Origin of the sequence: Pseudomonas sp. JDS28PS106 (assembly GCF_036706555.1) — a bacterium.
In the GTDB taxonomy this organism is placed as follows: domain Bacteria; phylum Pseudomonadota; class Gammaproteobacteria; order Pseudomonadales; family Pseudomonadaceae; genus Aquipseudomonas.
Genome location: NZ_JBAJGT010000009.1, coordinates 92,527 through 114,283, shown reverse-complemented (window position 1 = coordinate 114,283; position 21,757 = coordinate 92,527). Strand labels below are relative to the sequence as shown.

Below are 21,757 nucleotides of genomic sequence, written 5' to 3'. Positions count from 1 at the left end.
TCGTCAGGTCTTGAGCCTGGTGCCACTGACCGCAACGCCCAGCAGCATCACGGCGACGATCAGGAAAGCCGCTTCGAGACTGCTGATATGGGCAACGAAACCGATGGCGGCAGGCCCGGCCAGGATCCCGGCGTAACCCACTGTGGTGACCGCCGGGATCGCCACGCTTTCCGGCATGGTCTTCTGCCGCCCGATGGCGCTGTAGCAGACCGGCACGATGTTCGAGCACCCTGCCCCGACCAGCGCAAATCCCAGCAGCGCTGCCTCCCAGGACGGCACCAGCGTCGCCAGCGCCAGACCGCCCGCCGCGCACAACCCGCCCAGCAGAATGACGCGTCGTGAACCGACGCGATGAACGATCGCGTCACCGAACAGCCGGCCCAGGGTCATGGTCGTGGCGAACACCGCATAACCCAGCCCGGCGTAGGCTGTCTCGACGCCGCGCAAGGAGGTCAGAAACACCGCACTCCAGTCCAGCATGGCACCTTCGGCCAAAAAGACCGTGAAGCACAGCAGCCCGATGAACAGCACCACGCCGTGGGGAATGGCGAATGCGGGGCCTTCGGATGGACTGCCATAGGGCAGCAGATGCGGCATGGCCTTGAACATCGCCAACAGTGTAAGCGCAACCACCACTAGCATGGCCGTCAAAGGCGTCATACCCAGGCTCAGCAGCCCGCTGACACCGGCCGCGCCGATGATGCCGCCCAGGCTGAACAGACCGTGAAAGCCCGACATCATGGTCTTGCCGCTGGCCCGCTCGACGATCACCGCCTGAACGTTGGCCGTGCAATCGATGCCGCCCATGCCGGCGCCGAACACGAACAGCGTCGCTACCAGCAGCGGCAGACTCGAAACCGTTGCCAGCAGCGGCAAACACAGACAGATCACCAGGGTCGAGGCCACCAGCAGCCGCCGACAGCCATAACGCGCCGCCAGCGCACCGGCCATGGGCATCGCCAGGATCGAACCAACGCCCAGGCACAACAGCAGCATGCCGAGGGTGCCATCGTCCAGACCAACGCGTGCCTTGGCATAAGGCACCATCGGCGCCCATGACGCCATGCTGAAGCCGGCGATGAAGAACGCAATGCGCGTGGATCTTTGTTCCTGCAGCGCCTGGGTTTCCTGGGCCGCCGTGCTGAAACTGGTCATGCATCCTCCTTGTCGTCAAGCGTGACAGCCTAGCAAAGGTGCCTCGTGGCATGCGACCTGCGCCCGCACCACGCGCACCCGTAGGAGCGGATTCATCCGCGATCGGCTGCGCAGCAGTCGTATATCCCGGTAAACCGTCAGTACGCTTCGCGGATAAATCCGCTCCTACACGGGCGGAAAAAAATGACCGGAAATTTCCGGTAAAGCCCCCTAGAATGGCAGCCACTTGCCCCAATTCGGTGCAGGCATGGATATGGATGACAAGAGGCCGCTGTGTACAAGGGTGTGACGCTTTCGGTTCTCGCCTCCACGCTGTTCGGAGTGATGTACTTCTACACGTCGCTGATGAAACCGCTGACGGGCGAGGAAATCTTTGGCTGGCGGATGCTGTTGACGGTGCCGTTCGCGACGCTGTTCATGCTGGTCAGCGGCGATATCAGGCTGGTTGGCAAGCTGGCCGCGCGCCTGAGGCAACAGCCAGCGCTCCTGTTCGGCCTGCTGCTGTCATCGTTTCTGCTGGGCATTCAACTGCTGATGTTCATGTGGGCGCCCTTGCACGGGCGCAGCCTGGAAGTGTCGTTGGGTTACTTCCTGCTGCCTTTGACCATGATTCTGACCGGCCGCATCGTTTACGGCGAACATCTCTCGCGTCTGCAAAAAATTGCCGCATGTTTTGCCCTGGCGGGCGTGCTTCACGAAGTCTGGCGCATGGGCAGTTTTTCCTGGGAAACCCTGGTGGTCGCCATCGGCTATCCGGTGTACTTCGTGCTGCGCCGCCGATTGGGGACCGATAACCTGGGCGGCCTGTGGTTCGACATGGCGTTCATGCTGCCGGTCGGGCTGTGGTTCATCGCTCAGGGCGATCCCCTGGCGATCCGGCAGACGCCCGCCTTGTACGGTCTGATTCCCCTGCTGGGCGTTATCAGCGCGTCGGCGCTGGTCAGCTATATCGTCGCCAGCCGTCTGTTGCCGTTCAGTCTGTTCGGGCTGCTCAGCTATGTCGAACCCGTGCTGCTGGTCGGCGTTGCCTTGCTGCTGGGCGAAACCATCGGCGCGGATGAATGGCTGACTTACCTGCCGATCTGGCTGGCAGTGGTGGTCCTGATGCTCGAAGGCGCCAAGCATATGCTGGCCCAGCGCCGCCGGGATGCGAGCTGAAGTTCAACGCTCGGTAAAGCGCTCCAGCTGCATTTCCTGGAGCCGGCTCAAGGTGCGGCGAAACGCGAAGGCCAGATAACCTTCGGTATAGAGCGTGTCCATGGCCGTCCGCGCTTCGATGTACAAAGGAATCCGGCGGTCGTAACACTCGTCCACCAGGGCGATGAAGCGGCGCACGCCGTCGTCCTTGGGCGACAGCTGCGGTAGCTCGCGATCCCCGGCCGCGACCTGCTCCACCGCGTCCTCGGTGCCGCGGGCGATCTTCGCTTCGCGCCCGGCCTGGCTCAGGGCCGGGACCTCGCTGAGCAGGATCACCGAGAAGCGGTCGCACAGGGCGATGAAATCCATCGCCGCCAAGGGCTGCTCGCACAAATCCCGGTAGCGGCACCAGATCACAGTGTCGGCATGCCGAACCACATTGATGCTGCGGTAGCCGAGCATCACCTGGGTGTCGTGCACCGGCTGCCCGGCGCTCAACGCCTCGAAAGTCTCCGCGAGGGCGCCGGAACCACCGGTCTCGCTCACCCAGTAACGCTGTAGCAACTGGCCCGGATGCAAGCGGTGATCTTCGCCGCCATCGACCGGCACCACCCGCATGTAGCGCTGGATCGCAGCGATGGCCGGCAGGAAACGCTCGCGATTATGGCCGTGGCTGTACAGCTGATCCGGCGGCTGGTTGGAAGTGCAGACCAGCACCACCCCCTGTTCGAACATGACCTGCAGCAATCCGCCGAGAATCACCGCATCGCCGATATCGGTAACGAACAGCTCGTCGAAACACAGTACCCGCACTTCCCGAGCCAGCTCGCGGGCGACCACCGCAAGAGGTTCGGGGGTGCCGATCAGCTCGAACATGCGCTTGTGTACCCAGCGCATGAAGTGATGAAAATGCTGGCGGCGGGCCGGGACACTCAGGCTGTCGAAAAACCGGTCCATCAGCCAGGTCTTGCCGCGTCCGACAGGTCCCCAGAGGTAGACACCCTGCGCGCTGCCGCTCTTGCCGCTCAACGCTTCATAACAAGCCTGCAATTGCCGCGCCGCCTGCAACTGCGCGTCATCCGGCTGAAAACCGCGCTCCAGCGCCTGCTCATAAGCCTGCAAGGGGGACAAAGCTGACATCCGGCGAGTACCTTCGAAAGTGGATGAGTCGGTCTGACGAATCAGTGAGGCTGCACGCCTGCCCGCTTGAGCAGATGCTTGCATCGCTCCGACAGATGCACCACGCGCAAGTGCTTGCCGGCCTTGGCGTAGCGTTCGCGCAACGTCTTGAGCGCGGCGATGGCCGAGTAGTCCACGAAGCTCAGGTGCCGGCAGTCGAGGGTCACGCGCTCGGGGTCTTGCGCAGGGTCGAACTGCTCCAGAAATGGCGTCGTGGAGGCGAAAAACAGCGTGCCATGCAGGTGATACAGCTTGCTGCCGTCCGCTTCAACATGACTTTCGGCGTACAGCTCGCGAGCATGCTGCCAGGCGAAGTTGATCGCGGCGATGACGATGCCGAACATCACGGCAGTCGCCAGGTCGGTCAGCACCGTGACGACCGTCACGGCAATGATCGCCAGCACGTCGCTGACCGGCACCTTGCGCAGCACCCGCAGCGAGGCCCAGGCGAACGTCTGCTGGGCGACCACGAACATCACGCCGACCAGCGCGGCAAGCGGAATGCGCTCGATCAGCGGCGACAGGAACAGCACGAACATGAGGATCATGACTCCGGCGACCACGCCGGACAGTCGCCCGCGACCGCCTGAGCTGAGGTTGATCACGGTCTGGCCGATCATCGCGCAGCCGCCCATGCCGCCGAACAGACCGGACGCCATGTTCGCCGCGCCCAGCGCCACGCACTCGCGATCCGGGAAGCCGCGGCTTTCAGTGATCTCGTCGGTGAGGTTCAGCGTCAGCAGGGTTTCCAGCAGGCCGACCAGCGCCATCAGGATCGCGTAAGGCGCGATGATCCGCAGGGTTTCCAGGTTCCACGGCACGTCAGGCACTGCCAGCGCGGGGAAACCGCCGGCGATGTGCGCCATGTCGCCCAGGGTGCGGGTCGGCAGACCCAGCAGGTACACCGCCAGTCCGACGCCGAGAATCGCCACCAGCGCCGGGGGCACGGCCTTGGTCAGTCTGGGCAGCAAATACACGATTGCCATGGTCGCGGCGACCAGTCCGAGCATCACCCACAGCGGCGTGCCGCTCAGCCAGTGCTCGCCGGCCTTGAAATGCTCCAGCTGAGCCATGGCGATCACGATCGCCAGGCCGTTGACGAAGCCGAGCATCACCGGGTACGGCACCAGTCGCACCAGCTTGCCCAGGCGCAGCAGGCCGAACAGGATCATGACCAGCCCTCCCAGCAGCACCGTCGCCAGCAGATACTGCACACCGTGCTGAACCACCAGCGCAACGATCACGACCGCCATGGAGCCGGCCGCGCCGGATATCATGCCGGGCCGCCCGCCGAACAGCGCGGTCAGGGTGCAGATGATAAACGCGCCGTATAGCCCCATCAGCGGGTTCAGATGCGCCACCAGAGCGAACGCGATGCACTCGGGCACCAGCGCGAAAGACGTAGTAAGACCGGCCAGCACGTCGGCACGTATGGATTTCGATTTCATGAATTACCTGACTGCGTCACGAGGCACGAACCTCGAGCGGAAAAAAACCGGCATGTTACTCGCCCGCGCCGTGACCGGCCACACATCCTGGCCGCGCCACCGGTTATCAACGTGCCACGCAACACATTGAGAGCAAATGTTTATTGAGCCCCGGCGCAGCGCCTGCCTAAGGTGCCGCGTGCACGGACGCCGATGAAAACGACACGAATCGCACAGACAGGAGTAAAGCTTGATGCGCCGCAGAATCACTTGTATTTCAGGCATCGCATGGCTGCTCGGCGCAGGTCTTGCGCTGGCGCAGGGCACGCCCGATGACGGGCTCAGGACAACACTGGAGGAAGCGGCGCGTGAGGTTATGCAACGCTACGACATCCCCGGCCTGTCCATCGCAGTCACCGACCAGGGCCGGCAGCGCTTCTACGACTTCGGCACGACGTCGCGCCAGAGCGATCAGCCCGTGAGCCCGGACACCCTTTTCGAACTGGGCTCCATCAGCAAGACTTTTACCGCCACGCTGGCCGCCTGGGCTCAGGCCAACGGGCAGCTGTCGCTGACTGCTCGCATCGACAGCTACCTGCCGCAACTGCGCGACAGCCGTCTGGGCAAATTGCCGGTCTATCATCTGGCGACGCATACCGCCGGTGGATTTCCCTTGCAGATGCCCGAACAGGTGCAGAACGAACAGCAACTGATGGCCTATTTTCGGGCCTGGCAGCCGCAGTATCTTGCCGGCACCCAGCGCAGCTATGCCAACCCGAGCATCGGTCTGTTGGGCGTGGTGGCGGCCCGCGGCATGAAGATGCCGTTCGATCAGGCCATGGAAAAGCAGCTGTTTCCAGCGCTGGGGCTGCGCGACACCTGGTTGCAGGTGCCCACCGGCCGGCTGGCGGATTACGCCCAGGGCTACGACAAAACCAATGCACCGGTGCGCCTGAACCCCGGCGTACTGTCGGCCGAGGCCTACGGCGTCAAATCGTCCAGCCGCGACCTGCTGCGTTTCGTCGAAGCGCACCTGACCGCGTCGGCGACAGGCGACTCGCTCCAGCGCGCACTGCTGGATACCCGCATGGGTTATTTCAAGGTCGGCCCCATGACTCAGGCCATGATCTGGGAACAATACGACGCGCCCCTGCACCTGGACGCGCTGCTGCAAGGCAATTCCCGGGAGATGGTCTTCGAAAGCCAGCGCGTCGAGGAGCTGGCCCCGCCTTTGCCTGCGAAAGATGATGTGTGGGTCAACAAAACAGGTTCAACCAACGGGTTTGGCGGCTACGTGGCGTTTTTGCCCGAGCGCAAGCTGGGCATCGTGGTGCTTGCGAACCGGAATTATCCCAATGAAGAACGGGTCAGGCTGGCGTGGCGGGTCTTGAACGAGTTGGGGTGTTGCTCATCGCTGTAGGAGCCAGCTTGCTGGCGATGGGGGAGGCTGCGGGCGCATAAGCGCTCTAGACGAGCGCCCGTAGGAGCGGATTCATCCGCGAAAAATGTATCGGACGCAGCCAATGTGTCGACCTTCCCGACCATCGCGGATAAATCCGCTCCTACGAATGCACGAATGCTGGCAATGCGCGATCAGCTGAATAAAACCTGAACAAACCGCAAATAACCAAAACGGATAAAAAAACAACTACATTCATTCAAGAATGAGTATCATTATGTTACGCAGTGTTTCTTATGCGGAAACATATAGTCACCCTCCCCGTCTTACCCGGTGAATCATGCTCGTTCCTTTCCTGATCATGCTGCGCGAAGGCATCGAAGCCGCGCTTATCGTTGGCATCATCGCCAGCTACCTCAAACAGACCGGCCGTGGCGAGTGGATGCCCGCCGTCTGGGTAGGCGTGTTTCTCGCCGCAGCGCTGTCGCTGTTCGTCGGCGGCGGGCTGGAATTGATGAGCGCGGAGTTTCCGCAAAAGCAGCAGGAACTGTTCGAAGGCATCGTCGGCCTGATCGCGGTCGGCATCCTCAGTTCCATGGTGTTCTGGATGCGCAAGGTGGCGCGTTCGATCAAGCACGCCCTGCATGAATCCCTCGATGCCGCGCTGGCTGGTTCGAAGAATCAGACCTGGGCGTTGATCGCCATGGTGTTTTTTGCCGTGGCCCGCGAGGGTCTGGAAACCGTGTTCTTCCTGCTGGCCGTGTTCCAGCAGAGTGAAGGATCGGGTGCGCCCCTGGGTGCCCTGCTCGGCCTGCTGCTATCGGTAGCGCTGGGGGTCGCCCTGTACAAGGGCAGCCTGCGCCTGAACCTGAGCCTGTTCTTCCGCTGGACCGGGCTGTTTATCCTGCTGGTCGCGGCCGGCATTCTCGCCAACTCGGTCCAGGCGTTGCACGAAGCCGGAGTCTGGAACCACCTGCAGGACGTGGTCTTCGACATCAGCGCGACCCTGCCGATGGATGGCCCGACCGGCGCGGTACTGGCGGGCATGTTCGGCTATCAGGACGCGCCGACCGTCAGCACCCTGAGTGCCTACCTCATTTACCTGATCGGAGCGTTGGCGCTGTTTTTCATGCCCCACGCGCCGACCGCCGGCAAGCCGGCGCCCCGACACCCGTCTTCCGTCACCAACGAATAAGGGCCCCATGTCGAATCAACCTTCAGGGCCTGGCGCACGCGCCAGAGCTCCCCGCGCCTTGCGTTTGGCCGTGGCCGGTTCGGTGATCCTGATGATCGCCGCCGGTGGCCTGTTTTACTACGCCTCGCAAGTGGCCGCGACCAAGCGCGCCGCCAATGCGGGCGCCGAAACCGTGGTCAACATCCACGCTCACAATTGCGAACCCAATGCACTGACGGTACCGGCCGGCAAGAATGCCTTCCGCATCGTCAACCGCTCCGAACGCGCCGTCGAGTGGGAAATCCTCGACGGCGTGCTGGTGGTCGAAGAGCGGGAAAACATCGCCCCCGGCCTGAGCCAGTTGATCAACGCCAACCTCGCGCCCGGCGACTATGTCATCACCTGCGGGCTGCTGAGCAATCCGCGCGGCACGCTGCATGTGACCCCGACCGCCGAATCCGAAGCCCGTGCCAAGGCGCGTCCGTCGATGACCGCCTTCATCGGTCCGCTGTCCGAATACCGTGTGTACCTGAGCATGCAGGGCTCGGCACTGATCAAGTCCACCACTGCACTGCAACAGGCCATCGAGGCCGGTGACCTGAAAGCGGCCCAGGCGGCCTATCTGCCAGCCCGCACCGTGTACCAGCGCATTGCGCCCGCCGCGCAGCGCCTCGCCGAACTGGATAACGCGATCAACGCCCGTGCCGACTATTACGAAAAACGCGAGCAGGACCCGGGCTTCGGCGGTTTCCACCGGGTGGAGTACGGCCTGTTCAAAGAGCAGAGTCTTGAAGGCCTGGCGCCAGTGGCTCAGCGCCTGGTCAGCGACGTCACCCAGCTCAAGCAGCAACTCTTGGCCCAGAGCCTGGCGCCCGAGCAGTGGACCGGCATCGTGGTGCGCAATCTGCGCAGCCTCGCCGACACCCGCGCAGCCGGTGAAGAAGAGCGCTACAGCCACAGCGACCTGAACGGTTTCGCGGCCAACCTCGAAGGCAGCCGCAAGGTCATCGACCTGTTGCGTCCGCTGCTGAGCAAGACCGCCGGCGATCTGGTGCAGAAAATCGATGCCGCCGCAGCCGATCTGGACACCACGCTGAACGCCCTGAGCACCGGCGAGGGTTATCGCCCGTACGACCAGGTTGAACCGGCGCAGCGGCAGCAGATCGCCGACAAAGCGCGCGCCCTGGCCGATGCACTCGAAGGCATCGACCCGGCACTTGGCCTTTCAAGCCTCTGATTGACTGGAGCACAGCAGCAAGATGAAGAAAACCGACGCCAATAACGCACCGCAGTCCGTTCAGCGCCGCCGCGTGCTGATGGGGCTGGGCGCCGCCGGTGCCGCGCTGGCGGGCAGCAGCCTGAGCAACAACGTGCTGGCTGCCGCGCCGGCAAAGGTGACTGAAGCACCCAACAGCGACAAGACCGAAGACCGCAACGCGTTTTTCGGGGTTCACCAGAGCGGTATCGTCAATCCGCGTCCTACCGCGGGCATGCTGGTGGCCTTTGATGTGCTGGCCGCCGACCGCGAGGAGCTGGAGCGCATGTTCCGCACCCTCAACGAGCGGATCGCCTTTCTGATGACCGGCGGCCCGGTTCCGGAAGTCGACCCCAAGTTGCCGCCGCCGGATTCCGGCATCCTCGGACCGGTGGTGACGCCGGACAACCTGACCATCACTGTCTCGGTAGGCGAGTCGTTGTTCGACGAGCGTTTCGGCCTTGCCGACGTCAAACCCAAGCGCTTGAGCCGCATGGTCGGTTTCCCCAACGACGCGCTGGACGCTGACTGCTGCCATGGCGACTTGAGCATCCAGTTTTGCGCCAACACGCCCGACAGCAACATCCATGCGCTGCGCGACATCGTCAAGAACCTGCCGGACCTGTTGTTCGTGCGCTGGAAACAGGAAGGCTCCGTGCCGCCGCAAGCGCCGAAAAAGGCTGGAGAACCGCCAGAAAGCGCGCGCAATTTCTTGGGCTTTCGCGATGGGTCGGCTAACCCCGATTCCAGCGATGAAAAAGCCATGAATGCGCTGGTCTGGGTGCAGCCCGGCAGCGACGAGCCGGCCTGGGCCGCGAACGGCAGCTACCAGGCGGTGCGCATCATCCGCAACTTCGTGGAACGCTGGGACCGCACCCCGCTGCAGGAACAGGAGTCGATCTTCGGTCGCACCAAGAACAGCGGTGCCCCTATGGACGGCAAGGTCGAAACCGACGTGCCGAACTACGCCGCCGACCCCGAAGGCAAGAAGACCCGCCTGGACTCGCACATCCGTCTGGCAAACCCGCGTACTGCGGAAAGCCAGCAGAACCTGATCCTGCGCCGGCCGTTCAACTACTCGAACGGCGTCAACAAGAACGGCCAGTTGGACATGGGCCTGCTGTTCATCTGTTACCAGTCGGATCTGGAAAAAGGCTTCATCACCGTGCAGAACCGCCTCAATGGCGAGCCGCTGGAGGAATACCTCAAGCCGGTCGGCGGCGGTTATTTCTTCACCCTGCCGGGCGTGACCGACCAAAACGATTTCCTTGGCCGCTCTTTGCTGGCCGCTGCTTCGCCTGCCAAAACCGCATGACCCTCAACCTTCAGCCCCGGAAGACAAGCATGAAAAAGACGCCCCTGGCTTTACTGTTGACCCTTGGCCTGCTCCAGGCGCCTCTGGCCGCTTTCGCCGCCACCGCCCCTCTGGATCTGGTCGGCCCGGTTTCGGATTACAAGATCTATGTCACCGAAAACATCGAAGAGCTGGTCAGCCACACCCAGCAATTCACCGACGCGGTGAAGAAAGGCGACGTCGAAACCGCCAAGAAGCTCTATGCGCCGACCCGCGTGTTCTATGAATCGGTGGAGCCGATCGCCGAGCTGTTCAGCGACCTGGACGCTTCGATCGATTCCCGTGAAGACGACCACGAACAAGGTGTCGAAGCCGACGATTTCACCGGCTTCCATCGCCTGGAATATGCGCTGTTCGCCCATAACACCACCAAGGACCAGGGTCCGATTGCCGACAAGCTGATGGCTGACGTCAAGGATCTGGAAAAGCGTGTGGCCGAACTGACCTTCCCGCCCGAGAAAGTGGTCGGCGGCGCGGCGGCACTGCTCGAAGAAGTGGCGGCGACCAAGGTCTCCGGCGAGGAAGATCGCTACAGCCATACCGATCTGTATGACTTCCAGGGCAACATCGACGGCGCCAAGAAGATCGTCGATCTGTTCCGTCCGCACATCGAAGGTCAGGATCAGGCGTTCGTCGCCAAGGTCGACAAGAACTTCGCTACCGTGAACAAGATCCTGGCCCGCTACCGCACCAAGGACGGCGGTTTCCAGACCTACGACAAGGTCAAGGAAAACGACCGCAAGGCCCTGGTCGGCCCGGTCAACACCCTGGCCGAAGACCTCTCGACCCTGCGCGGCAAGCTGGGGTTGAACTGAGCCAATCGCTGGCAAGCCAGCTCCTACACGGATTTGTGATACCCACCAACCCTGTAGGAGCCAGCTTGCTGGCGATTCGTAACCCCTGACACACAGCGCGCGTCGTCCGGTTTTACTGCCGCTGCGCGCCAGATCGCTGGCAAGCCAGCTCCTACAATTTGCTGCACCCTGTAACCCGTAGGAGCCAGCTTGCTGGCGATAAACGATGACGCAGTATGTCTGGCATTTCGCGATCGCCAGCAAGCTGGCTCCTACACGGACTGCGGCTCCTCAAATCCCGCTGAACCAGTTGTACCCCTGATCCTCCCAATACCCGCCGGGGTTTTCGTTGGTCACGACAATCTCGACGATGTGCTTGGGATTCTTGAACCCCAGCTTGGTCGGGACGCGCACCCGCACCGGGTAGCCGAAATCAGGCGGCAGGGCCACGTCGCCGAAGTCCAGCGCCAGCAGGGTCTGCGGATGCAGCGCGGTGGCCATGTCGAGGCTGGAGTAATACCGGTCGGCACACTTGAACCCCACGTAGCGCGCCGTCGTGTCCCCGCCGATATATTCCAGAAAGGTCCGAAGCGGCACGCCGCCCCACTGCCCGATGGCACTCCAGCCTTCGATACAGATCAGCCGCGTGATGTCAGTGCGCTGCGGCAGTCGGCGCAGCCCTTCCAGGGTCCAGGGCTTCTTGTCGCGCACCAGCCCGGACACCGCCAGCCGATAGTCGGACAGTTCCAGCTCGGGCACGTTGTACTCGGGATAGAAGGCGTTGAACGGGAAAGGATTGGTCAACTGCGTCTTGCTGTAGGTCGGCGCCAGTTTCTGACCATTGAACAGCCAGGCCTGCACCCGGTCGTTCCAGCGCGACATGGCCCATAGCGCTTTATCGACCTGATCGCCGTCCTGCAGGTTGCAGCCAGTCAGCATCGTCATCGCGCCCAGCGTCAACCCGCCGCGCAGGAAATTGCGCCGCTGAATGTCCACCAATTGGCTTTGCTGGGCCGGTTCCAGGCGAATGCGCTTGCGCGGTTCAGTCATGATCCGCTACCTCCGTCGTCGGGGTTCGTCGGCCACCGGTGATCATCGGCAGCAGGGTTTTGGGCACCAGGATCACCAGCGCCAGATGAACGACGACGAAGGCACCGATGCCGGTCATCGCCGCGAAATGGACCCAGCGAGCGTTGTCGAAACCGCCCATCAGGCTGGCCAGTTCCTGAAACTGCACCGGCTTCCAGATGGCGATGCCCGAGAGCACTTCCAGCACGCCCAGGCCCAGCACCAGCCAGTACATGAGGCGCTGCACCGCGTTGTACTCGCCCTTGACGTGCACCAGTCGCAAGCGCAGCGCATCGATGGCATCGCGTCTGACGTCGCCGGGGCGTACCGGCAGCAGGTGCTGGCGGAAGTGAAGGCTGAGCAGGCCGTACAGCACGTAGGCCAGGCCGTTGATGACCAGCAGCCACATGACCGCGAAATGCCAGGCGATGGCTCCGCCCAGCCAGCCGCCCAGCGTCAGACCCTTGGGAAACGTGAACGGCAACAGCGGCGAAGCGTTGTAGATCGCCCAGCCGCTCATGAACATGCAGACCATGCCTGCGGCATTGACCCAATGGGTCAGGCGCACGGGCCAGGGGTGTATCGGACGGGTTTTCATGCGGATGACTCCCGGAAACGGAGCATTCGCGGCGCCGGCCGGGGCAGCCGGCCGGCGCCGCGACGCCTTACATGGGTGGAGTGAAACCGTCCTTGCCGACGGCGATACCGCGCGCGGATTTGCCGTCGTCCGCCGGGAACAGCACGACCTTGGCTCCGGCCTTCAGCGCGCTGCGGTCGCCCGGCTCGACATAGGCAATCGGGATATCCTCGGGAACCACCAATTGTTTCTCGCCGCCGTTGTAGCGAACCGTCAGGGTCCGGCCGTTGGCCTTGGACAAAGTGCCCACCGTGCCATTGGTCATGGTGCCGGTGCTGCCGTCAGCGTTTTCCCAGCCGTAATGGCCTTCGCCGCTGCCCTTGAGGCTGGCTTCGAACACGGTGACTTCCAGCGCCTTGAGGCTGCCGTCAGCCTGGGGGATGGCCGCCGACCCCACGAAGCTGTCGGCCTTGATGGTGTCCAGGTCGGCCTTGGAGACCAGACGAATGCCGGTCTTGTCGGTCAACTGAACGCTCTGGTGCTGGCGGCCGCGGGTGGTGAAGTTCAGCGTGTCGGCCTGCAGGCTCTCGACCGTGCCGCGCAACGGCTTGACCACGGGCAGGTCGGCGGCCTGGGTCACGGCGGCGGCGCCGAGCAGCAGCAGGCCGAAGGTGGTGGACAGTGCAGTCTTCATCGGTGGTTCCTTGTATGCAGAGGATCGAAGAAAGAACCTTGATCCTCGACGCGCCACCGGTACTGCAACATGACTGGCCGATGACATTTTTGTCATCCGCCGTGCGCGCAAAATCAATGACAAAAATGTCACCGACTCCCGGCGCTCACTTGGGTAGACTCAGCGTCCGACGCGGCGCGGGGAACGCTTCCCCGACCACCTGACTGCTCCCTTGCGACGACTCCGCCATGCATATCCTGCTCATCGAAGACGACACCAAAACCGGCGAGTACCTCAAGAAGGGTTTGAGCGAATCCGGCTATCAGGTCGACTGGGCCAGCCATGGCGCTGACGGCCTGCACCTGGCGCTGGAAAATCGCTATGACCTGATCGTGCTGGACGTGATGCTGCCCGGCATCGACGGCTGGCAGATCATCGAGGTCCTGCGCGCCCGTCAGGACGTTCCGGTGCTGTTCCTCACCGCCCGCGATCAGGTGCAGGACCGGATCCGCGGGCTGGAACTGGGCGCCGACGATTATCTGGTCAAACCCTTTTCCTTCACCGAACTGCTGCTGCGCATCCGTACCATCCTGCGGCGCGGCGTGGTGCGCGAAGCCGACCATTTCCACATCGCCGACCTCGAACTGGATCTGCTGCGTCGGCGGGTCACACGCCAGCAACAGGTGATCGTGCTGACCAACAAGGAATTCGCCCTGCTGCATCTGCTGCTGCGCCGGGAAGGCGATGTGCTGTCCAGGGCGCAGATCGCTTCCGAAGTCTGGGACATGAATTTCGACAGCGACACCAACGTGGTGGACGTGGCGATCAAACGCCTGCGCAGCAAGATCGACCTGCCCTACCCGGTCAAGCTCATTCATACGGTGCGTGGCATCGGTTACGTCTGTGAGGTACGCCCGTGCGCGTCCGACGCCAGCCATCCCTGACCCTGCGCTCGACCTTGGCGTTCGCGCTGGTGGCGATGTTCACCGTGGGCGGCGCGGGGCTTTATCTGTATCGATCCATTGAGCAGACGGTTCTGCAACGCAGCGATCATGCGGTGCTGGCGCGCCTGGATCACTTTCGCAAACTGTTGCGCTATGACCTGACGCTGGAGCGACTGCAAGGCAGTCCCCAGTTGTTCGAGAACATGCTGGACAGCGAGGACGATATCTTCATTATCGGCGAGCCGGGCCGGCAGCCGGTGATCGCCGTTAACCCGCAACGGGCTCCGCTGCCGGAATTGCCCACCCCGCCGCTGGATCAGTCGCCCCGTGCGCAGGACCTGCGCAGCGGCATGACGTTGCAGGGCGTGCCGTTGCGCGCCGCCGCAGTGCAGGTGAACTCCAACGGCGTCACCGTGCGCTTGCTGGCGGCTCACGTGATGGCCAAGGAAACGGCGATGCTCGCCACCTTTCGCCAGCGTATCTACGCGGCAGTGGCACTGGCGTTTGTGATCACCGCCCTGCTCGGCTATGTGCTGTTGCGACGCGGCTTGCGGCCTCTGCACCGGATGGCGGCGCAGGCGGCGGCGATCACCCCGGCCAGCCTGCACACCCGGCTGGACAACCGGGACACGCCTGTCGAACTGCAACCTCTGAGTGAAGCATTCAACGCCATGCTCGACCGGCTGGACGACGGCTACCGGCGCCTGACCCAGTTCTCGGCCGATCTGGCCCACGAAATCCGTACCCCGCTCGGTTCTCTGATGGGGCATTGCCAGGTCGCGTTGCGGCAGGATCGCAGCCCTGATGAATATCAAGCGCTGCTGGCCTCGAATCTGGAGGAGCTGGAGCGTATCTCGCGCCTGGTGGAAAGCATTCTGTTCCTGGCCCGGGCCGACGAACCCCAGGCCGCGCTGGAGCGCCAGACGCTGGCCATGCAGGACGAGTTGCAACGGGTCGCAGGCTACTTCGAGGGGCTGGCGGAGGAACGCGGGATGACGCTGCGGATGAGCGGCGAAGACACCGTATTGGCTGATCCCGGACTGCTGCGCCGCGCACTGAGCAATCTGGTCGCCAACGCGATCCGTTATGCCGATGAGAACAGCGAGATTCATCTGCGGATCGATGCATCGGGCCAGCATTGCCGGCTGGATGTAGAGAACCACGGGCCGGCGTTACCGCCAACAGACCTGGCCCGGCTGTTCGACCGTTTCTACCGCGCGGACCCGTCGCGTCATCAACGCTCCGATTCCAACGGCCTGGGTCTGGCAATCGTTGCCGCCATCATGCATTTGCATGGCGGTCGGGCCGAAGTGACTCAGCCCGCTCCCGGACTGATCCGCTTCAGCCTGTTCTTCCCGCGCTAGAGGCTCACGCCTTCTTGTCGTGGGCGATGGTCAGCTTGTAGAAGGTCGCCGCGCCGCCTTCGGTGGCATAACCGGTGTTGTCCTGGGTGTAGACGCCCGCCTTGAAGTACAGCGGCTTGGTGCTCCAGGCCGGGTCGAGCTTCACATTCCAGACCGAGTCATAGGCATTGACCGTCAGGTTGCCCGCCGGGGTCAGATGAATGCTGTAGCTGAACCGTTCGTTGAGCGGTACGCCCTGGGCGATGCTGATCACCTCGATTTCGGCGTCCGGACTGCGGCGCAACTTGGCGACGATGTTGCCGGTCTTGAGCTTTTCCTTGTACTGGTACTCCACCTTGAGCAACGGCTCGGTGCTCTTGGCGCAATGGATCTGGCCGATCACGATCTTGCCGGTCGACGGGACCTGGTTGACGGTCAGTGCCGCTCGCAGGAAGTTGTCCGCAGAAGGATAGGTCCAGTTGTATGCGCGGCCGTCAGCCAGGGTTTCGCGCAGCTCGGTGCGGGGGTACTTGGCGTTGTCCGTCGTGGACCCGGTGACCGGGGCCCAGAAGAACAGCGTGTTGCCGGAGCGGAAGTAACCATCCTGGTATCCGTTCACCAATTTGGGCGTATCGATAGTGACCGCCGGCTTTCCAACCGGGACGGACAGGTTCCACATGGCGAGGTCGATCATGGGTAGCTCGCAGGGTGCTTCGGCACCGACAGGATGGCTCTGGAACGGACGTTTCAACGCCCGCTGGATTCGCCATTCGCTATCGGCGGCAATGGCCGATCTTTAGCCCGCAGCGCCAGCGTTCCGGCGTCATTAAACCGGCACCAGACGCTAAAGCCATCAATTTGAGATCACCTATCGCGGTAGAAATCTGTGCCTCGAAAACCTCAAACCCACGCACTTCGTGTTTCTTGAATGAAACACCCACTGTCATTTTTTTGGACAGCCGTAGACCAGTGCTCTTAATCGCGCACGGCCATCCCGACGAACGGTCAATGTTTTTAACCGCTATCGATGAACTTTTCCGGCTTGGCGCTGCAGGACGCCTGCTGGCGCAGAGTCTGCGAGCCGGTTAGCAGATTCCAGTTGACCGCAAGACTTTGTTACAGGATATTATAGTTAGCAAGCTACTAATGTTGCCGCTAACAATATGGCTGCAAACTAATTTCTCCATCCATCACGGTTTCCCATGTCCCTGGAATCACTTCATCGGTCCCTCAGCAGTGCGATGGTCGCTGCCTCCCGCCACTGGCGCCGCAGTTGTCAGGCCACCTTGGTGACCTATGGCATTTCCGAAGCCTGTGCCGGTCCGCTGCTGGCAATCGCCCGGCTGGGCGACGGCGTGCATCAGGTCAAGGTCGCCCAGGCCGCCGGCATGGAAAGCCCGACCCTGGTGCGCCTGCTGGATCAGTTGTGCGCGGCCGGCATCGTCTGCCGTACCGAAGATCCCAATGACCGACGCGCCAAGGCGCTGAGCCTGACTGAACATGGACGGTCCCTGGCGTCCTCTATCGAAGCTGAACTGGCCCGCTTGCGCGCGCATGCGCTGAAGGATATCGACCGCGCTGACCTGGAGGCGACCTTGCGAGTCTTCCAGGCTTTCAACGATCTGTCGCAGCAAGACAGCGAGGCGCAGTCGTAAATGGGCTTTGCGCTGAAAAATTTGGCCATCAAGGGCTTTTTCGACGGCGTGCCGCCCGGCCGCGACTGGTTCTACGGCGTGCGGACGTTCGGCGCCTCGATGCTGGCGCTGTACATCGCACTGATCATGGAGCTGCCTCGCCCTTACTGGGCGATGGCGACGGTGTATATCGTTTCCAGCCCCTTCGTCGGTCCGACCAGTTCCAAGGCGCTGTATCGTGCGCTCGGCACCTTCGCGGGCGCGGCGGCCTCGGTCCTGCTGGTGCCGATCTTCGTTCAGACGTCCCTGCTGCTGGCAGTGGTGATCGGACTGTGGACCGGCACGCTGCTGTTCCTGTCCCTGCACCTGCGCACGGCCAACAGTTATGCCCTGATGCTGGCCGGCTACACCATGCCGTTGATCTCGCTGCCGGTGGTGGACAACCCGCAGGCGGTGTTCGAGATTGCCGTTTCGCGTACCGAGGAAATTTTCCTCGGCATCATCTGCGCCGCCGTAGTGGGGTCGATTTTCTGGCCCCGGCGGCTAGCTCCGGTGTTCCAGGCGACCACCGACAAATGGTTCAACGATGCCGCGGCCTACTGCGAGCGTTTTCTGGGTCGCCGTGTCCAGGCCGATGAAATCGGCGCGCTGCGCAATTCCATGGTGGGCAGCTTCAACTCGCTGGAGATGATGATCGGCCAGCTCAGTTATGAAGGCACGCGCAAGCAGACCATCCGCAATGCTCACGAATTGCGCGGTCGCATGATTCACCTGTTGCCGGTCATCGACGCCCTCGACGATGCACTCTGGGCGCTGGAGCGGCGCACCCCGACCCTGCTCGCAGGCCTGTCGCCAGTCCTCGCGCAAGCCCGTCAATGGCTGGGAAGCAGCGCAGACGGGCCGCAGGACGACGCCTGGCAGCACCTGCATCAGGCACTGCAGCGCCTGCAACCCGACCCGGCCCTGCTCGATGACCGTGACCAGTTGCTGCTGTCCAACGCTTTGTACCGCCTGGGCGAATGGGTCGACCTGTGGCTCGATTGCCGGACCCTGCAGTACGCGATCAAGACCGACGATCAGTCGCAATGGCGGGCGGTCTATCGTCACTGGCGCCTGGGCCGTCTGACGCCTTTCTTCGATCGCGGACTGATGCTGTACTCGGTGGCATCGAGCGTGCTGGCGATCATCGTCGCTTCCGTGCTGTGGATTCTGCTGGGCTGGAAAGACGGCGCGAGCGCGGTTGCCCTGGCCGCGGTGTCATGCAGTTTCTTCGCGGCCATGGACGATCCGGCGCCGCAGATCTATCGCTTCTTCTTCTGGACGCTGCTGTCGGTGGTCTTCGCCAGCCTCTATCTGTTCGTGGTGCTGCCCAATCTGCATGATTTCCCGATGCTGGTGCTGGCGTTCGCGGTGCCTTTCATTTGCGTGGGCACGCTGACCGTCCAGCCGCGTTTCTTCCTCGGCACGCTGTTGACCATCGTCAACACCGCCTCGTTCGTCAGCATCCAGAGCGCCTACGACGCGGACTTCCTCAACTTCATCAATTCCAACCTGGCCGGTCCGGCGGGATTGCTGTTCGCCTTCATCTGGACGCTGGTGGTCCGTCCCTTTGGCGTGGAGGTCGCGGCCAAACGTCTGACCCGCTTCAGCTGGCGCGACATCGCCAGCCTCAGCGACACCGCCAGCCTCGCGCAGCACCGCCGGATGGGCGTGCAGATGCTCGACCGCCTCATGCAGCATGTACCGCGCCTGACCCTTACCGCACAGGACACCAGCGTAGCGCTGCGCGAATTGCGCGTCGCCCTGAACATGCTCGACCTGCTGGCCTATACGCCCCGCGCCACGCCGAACGCCCAGCCGCTGTTGCGTCAGGTGGTCAGCGAGGTGGGCAGCTACTTTCGCGCCTGCCTCAAGGCTGGCGAGCGCACCCCGGCGCCCAAGGGTCTGCTGATGACCATGGACCGCGCACGCCGCGCCCTCACCTTCGCGGAGATGGGCGAAGAGCCGGCGCGCGCGCACCTGATGCACGCCTTGAGCGGCCTGCGCCTGGCGCTATTGCCCGGCGTGGAAGTCGTCGGCGGCGCCGGCGAGACGATCGAACATTCGCCCCATGGCCTGGACGGAGCCGCCTTATGATCGGTGAACTGGATATCAGCGGGATCTTCATCCCCACCTTTCTTGCGCTGATGGGCATCGCCTACCTGCTGTTTCTCGGCCTGCATGCGGTGCTGTCGCGCCTTCATTTCTACCGCCTGGTCTGGCACCGGGCTTTGTTCAACGTAGGTCTATACGCTTTGTTGCTCGGCGCCGTGGATACTCTCAGTCGATACCTGATGACATGAAAAAACCGATACTGACATTGGGCCGCGTGGTCCTGACCCTGCTTGTGGTGGCGCTGGCCGCGATCGTGGTGTGGCGCATGGTGATGTATTACATGTACGCGCCCTGGACGCGGGACGGCCACATCCGCGCCGACATCGTGCAGATCGCACCGGATGTGTCCGGGCTGATCCAGCAGGTCGAGGTGACCGACAACCAGCCGGTGCACAAGGGCCAGGTGCTGTTCACCATCGACCAGGACCGCTTCCGGCTGGCGCTGCGTCAAGCGCAGGCAACAGTCGCCGAGCGCCAGGAAACCTGGGAGCAGGCACGCCGGGAAAACCGCCGTAACCGTGGCCTGGGCAATCTGGTCGCCCGCGAGCAACTCGAAGAAAGCCAGTCCCGTGAAGCCCGCGCCTTGTCGGCGCTCAACGAAGCCAGAGTCGCGGTCGACGCCGCGCAGTTGAACCTCGACCGCTCGGTGATCCGCAGTCCGGTGGACGGCTACCTCAACGATCGGGCGCCCCGCACCCACGAATTCGTGACTGCGGGCCGGCCGGTGCTGTCGGTGGTGGACTCGAACTCCTTCCACATCGACGGGTATTTCGAAGAAACCAAGCTGGACGGCATTCGCATCGGCCAAGGCGTGGATATCCGGGTCATCGGCGACAACGCGCACCTGACCGGACATGTAGTCAGCATCGTCGCCGGTATCGAAGACCGCGACCGCACCAGCGGCTCCAACCTGCTGCCCAACGTCAACCCGGCGTTCAGCTGGGTACGGCTGGCGCAGCGCATTCCGGTGCGTATCGCGTTCGACGAAGTACCGGCGGACTTCCGCATGATCGCCGGACGGACCGCAACCGTGTCGATCATCGACGAGGCCGCGCGATGAAACCCATGGCACGCCTGAGTATCCTCGGACTGGGGCTATTGCTGTCCGCCTGCCAGGTGGTCGGCCCCGATTATCAACTGCCCAGGGACGGCGCCATCAACCGCCCCGACCTGCAGGGCGATCTGGCCGGCGCATCGGCGAATGCTGTGCCGGCGCCGGTGCCCGGTCAGTGGTGGCGGCTGTATCAGGATCCGCGCGTAGAGGAACTGGTGCGCCAGGCGCTGGCGTCCAACACCGACCTGAGGGTAGCGGCCGCCAACCTGCAACGCGCCCGTTACCAGACCTCGGAAGCGGAAGCGGCCGGCGGCTTCACCAACAGCGCCAAGGTCGGCGCGCAGCGCTTGCAGGAGTCGGGCGAAGCCTTTCTGCTGACCGACAAGGTTCCGGTCGCCAATGTCGGCGACGTGGGGCTGACTACGTCCTACCAGTTCGACCTGTTCGGCACTTTGCAGCGCGGTATCGAAGCGGCACAGGCCAACGTCGACGCGACCCAGGCCGCAGCCGACACCGCCCGGATCACCGTGGTCGCCGACGTGGTGCGCGCCTACACACAAGTCTGCGCGGCCAATGAAGAACTCGACATCGCCCGCGAGTCACTGGAGCTGCAACAGCAGAGCGTCACCCTCAACCAGCGCCTGCGCGATGCCGGGCGTGGCGATGAAACCCAGGTTACCCGCTCCCAGACCCAGTTCAAGTCGCTGCGCGCCGAGTTGCCACGCTATGAAGCCCAGCGCCAGGCCGGTCTTTTCCGCCTGTCGATGTTGCTGGCCAAACCACTGGATCAGCTGCCCGCGGGGGTCAGCGATTGCAACGAGCTGCCGCACATCGCACAGCTCATGCCAGTGGGCGATGGCGCCGCGCTGCTCAAGCGTCGTCCGGATGTGCGTCAGGCCGAGCGGCAATTGGCCGCGGCCACCGCGCGTATCGGCGTCGCGACAGGCGAGCTGTACCCCGACATCAGCATCGGCGCGACGGTCGGGACCGTGGGCCTGATCGAGAACCTCGGCAAACCGTCGGCCAATCGCTGGGGCTTCGGTCCGCTGATCAACTGGACCATTCCGTCCAATGGCACCCGGGCGCGCATTCATCAGGCGGAAGCCTCGCAACAGGCCGCCCTCGCCCACTTCGACGGCGTGGTGCTCAACGCCATCCGCGAGACCCAGACCAGCCTGGCGCAATACACCTCCCTGCTGGATCGCCGCGATGCGCTCAAGGAAGCCGAAGCGTCGGCCCGTGAAGCAGCCGAGCAGACGCACAGGTTCTACCAAGCAGGCCGCGCCTCGTTCCTCGCCGATCTGCAGGCAACGCGGACCTACACCGACGTACGCGCGCAACTGGCCGTAGCCAACACGCAAGTTGCCATCGGCCAGATTGACCTGTTCCTGGCGCTTGGCGGCGGGTGGGAGAAAGCCAACACCCAATGAACCCGT

At 63.2% G+C, this 21,757-nt stretch carries 20 protein-coding genes; 13 read left to right on the top strand and 7 right to left on the bottom strand.

Features of this window, described 5'->3' with window-relative positions; all coding sequences use genetic code 11:
• Positions 1-3: 3 nt before the first annotated feature.
• Entirely contained in the window at positions 4-1,155 is a 1,152-nt protein-coding gene (locus TRP66_RS16145) for an MFS transporter (RefSeq protein ID WP_333404536.1), read from the bottom strand.
• 273 nt (positions 1,156-1,428) lie between these two features.
• Here TRP66_RS16145 and rarD point away from each other — a divergent pair, with 273 nt between their 5' ends.
• Positions 1,429-2,313 (top strand): EamA family transporter RarD, encoded by an 885-nt coding sequence (gene rarD, locus TRP66_RS16140; protein ID WP_333404534.1) that lies wholly within the window; start codon positions 1,429-1,431, stop codon positions 2,311-2,313.
• Positions 2,314-2,316: 3 nt separating this feature from the next.
• On the opposite strand, the gene zapE is transcribed toward rarD, so the two are convergent.
• Both zapE and TRP66_RS16130 read right to left on the bottom strand, forming a co-directional pair.
• The gene (gene zapE / locus TRP66_RS16135) at positions 2,317-3,432 is read right to left on the bottom strand and encodes a cell division protein ZapE (RefSeq protein WP_333404532.1); all 1,116 of its coding nucleotides are present in this window, start codon (positions 3,430-3,432) and stop codon (positions 2,317-2,319) included.
• Between the two features lie 41 nt (positions 3,433-3,473).
• Positions 3,474-4,919 (bottom strand): SulP family inorganic anion transporter, encoded by a 1,446-nt coding sequence (locus TRP66_RS16130; RefSeq protein WP_333404530.1) that lies wholly within the window; start codon positions 4,917-4,919, stop codon positions 3,474-3,476.
• A gap of 232 nt (positions 4,920-5,151) precedes the next feature.
• On the opposite strand from TRP66_RS16130, the gene ampC reads away from it, so the two are divergent.
• The 5 genes from ampC to efeO (TRP66_RS16105) all read left to right on the top strand — a co-directional run bounded on the left by ampC (position 5,152) and on the right by efeO (TRP66_RS16105) (position 10,895).
• A complete protein-coding gene (ampC, locus tag TRP66_RS16125) occupies positions 5,152-6,318 on the top strand; it encodes a class C beta-lactamase (protein ID WP_333404528.1) in 1,167 nt (388 codons plus the stop codon).
• Between the two features lie 319 nt (positions 6,319-6,637).
• Positions 6,638-7,492 carry an iron uptake transporter permease EfeU gene (gene efeU, locus TRP66_RS16120; RefSeq protein WP_333404525.1) on the top strand — a complete coding sequence of 285 codons (855 nt, stop codon included), beginning with the start codon at positions 6,638-6,640 and terminating at the stop codon, positions 7,490-7,492.
• A 7-nt stretch (positions 7,493-7,499) separates the two neighbouring features.
• Positions 7,500-8,708, top strand: a complete 1,209-nt coding sequence (gene efeO / locus TRP66_RS16115; protein WP_333404523.1) for an iron uptake system protein EfeO — start codon at positions 7,500-7,502, stop codon at positions 8,706-8,708.
• A 22-nt stretch (positions 8,709-8,730) separates the two neighbouring features.
• Positions 8,731-10,041, top strand: coding sequence for an iron uptake transporter deferrochelatase/peroxidase subunit (gene efeB, locus TRP66_RS16110; protein ID WP_333404521.1), 1,311 nt, complete (start codon positions 8,731-8,733; stop codon positions 10,039-10,041).
• A gap of 29 nt (positions 10,042-10,070) precedes the next feature.
• Positions 10,071-10,895 carry an iron uptake system protein EfeO gene (gene efeO / locus TRP66_RS16105; RefSeq protein WP_333404519.1) on the top strand — a complete coding sequence of 275 codons (825 nt, stop codon included), beginning with the start codon at positions 10,071-10,073 and terminating at the stop codon, positions 10,893-10,895.
• 270 nt (positions 10,896-11,165) lie between these two features.
• On the opposite strand, the gene TRP66_RS16100 is transcribed toward efeO (TRP66_RS16105), so the two are convergent.
• From TRP66_RS16100 to TRP66_RS16090, 3 genes are all read right to left on the bottom strand, one after another.
• The gene (locus TRP66_RS16100; RefSeq protein ID WP_333404517.1) at positions 11,166-11,924 is read right to left on the bottom strand and encodes a molybdopterin-dependent oxidoreductase; all 759 of its coding nucleotides are present in this window, start codon (positions 11,922-11,924) and stop codon (positions 11,166-11,168) included.
• Positions 11,917-12,540 (bottom strand): cytochrome b/b6 domain-containing protein, encoded by a 624-nt coding sequence (locus tag TRP66_RS16095; RefSeq protein ID WP_333404515.1) that lies wholly within the window; start codon positions 12,538-12,540, stop codon positions 11,917-11,919. The genes TRP66_RS16100 and TRP66_RS16095 overlap by 8 nt, the downstream gene beginning before the upstream one ends.
• A 67-nt stretch (positions 12,541-12,607) precedes the next feature.
• Positions 12,608-13,213 carry a hypothetical protein gene (locus tag TRP66_RS16090; RefSeq protein WP_333404513.1) on the bottom strand — a complete coding sequence of 202 codons (606 nt, stop codon included), beginning with the start codon at positions 13,211-13,213 and terminating at the stop codon, positions 12,608-12,610.
• 227 nt (positions 13,214-13,440) lie between these two features.
• On the opposite strand from TRP66_RS16090, the gene TRP66_RS16085 reads away from it, so the two are divergent.
• Together TRP66_RS16085 and TRP66_RS16080 are read left to right on the top strand one after the other, a co-directional pair.
• Positions 13,441-14,136, top strand: a complete 696-nt coding sequence (locus tag TRP66_RS16085; RefSeq protein WP_333404511.1) for a heavy metal response regulator transcription factor — start codon at positions 13,441-13,443, stop codon at positions 14,134-14,136.
• A 35-nt stretch (positions 14,137-14,171) separates the two neighbouring features.
• A complete protein-coding gene (locus TRP66_RS16080; protein WP_333404726.1) occupies positions 14,172-15,500 on the top strand; it encodes a heavy metal sensor histidine kinase in 1,329 nt (442 codons plus the stop codon).
• Between the two features lie 4 nt (positions 15,501-15,504).
• On the opposite strand, the gene TRP66_RS16075 is transcribed toward TRP66_RS16080, so the two are convergent.
• Positions 15,505-16,173, bottom strand: a complete 669-nt coding sequence (locus TRP66_RS16075) for a polysaccharide lyase family 7 protein (RefSeq protein WP_333404509.1) — start codon at positions 16,171-16,173, stop codon at positions 15,505-15,507.
• Positions 16,174-16,681: 508 nt separating this feature from the next.
• On the opposite strand from TRP66_RS16075, the gene TRP66_RS16070 reads away from it, so the two are divergent.
• From TRP66_RS16070 to TRP66_RS16050, 5 genes are read left to right on the top strand one after another with little or no spacing between them, the layout of a single operon-like run.
• Complete coding sequence (locus TRP66_RS16070; protein WP_333404507.1) at positions 16,682-17,134, top strand: MarR family winged helix-turn-helix transcriptional regulator; 453 nt, start codon at positions 16,682-16,684, stop codon at positions 17,132-17,134.
• Positions 17,135-17,161: 27 nt separating this feature from the next.
• Positions 17,162-19,249: an FUSC family protein gene (locus TRP66_RS16065; RefSeq protein ID WP_333404724.1), complete on the top strand. Its 2,088-nt coding sequence runs from the start codon at positions 17,162-17,164 to the stop codon at positions 19,247-19,249.
• Complete coding sequence (locus TRP66_RS16060) at positions 19,246-19,455, top strand: DUF1656 domain-containing protein (protein ID WP_333404505.1); 210 nt, start codon at positions 19,246-19,248, stop codon at positions 19,453-19,455. The genes TRP66_RS16065 and TRP66_RS16060 overlap by 4 nt, the downstream gene beginning before the upstream one ends.
• A complete protein-coding gene (locus TRP66_RS16055) occupies positions 19,452-20,327 on the top strand; it encodes an HlyD family secretion protein (RefSeq protein ID WP_333404503.1) in 876 nt (291 codons plus the stop codon). The genes TRP66_RS16060 and TRP66_RS16055 overlap by 4 nt, the downstream gene beginning before the upstream one ends.
• Entirely contained in the window at positions 20,324-21,751 is a 1,428-nt protein-coding gene (locus tag TRP66_RS16050) for a TolC family protein (protein WP_333404501.1), read from the top strand. The genes TRP66_RS16055 and TRP66_RS16050 overlap by 4 nt, the downstream gene beginning before the upstream one ends.
• Positions 21,752-21,757 lie beyond the last annotated feature (6 nt).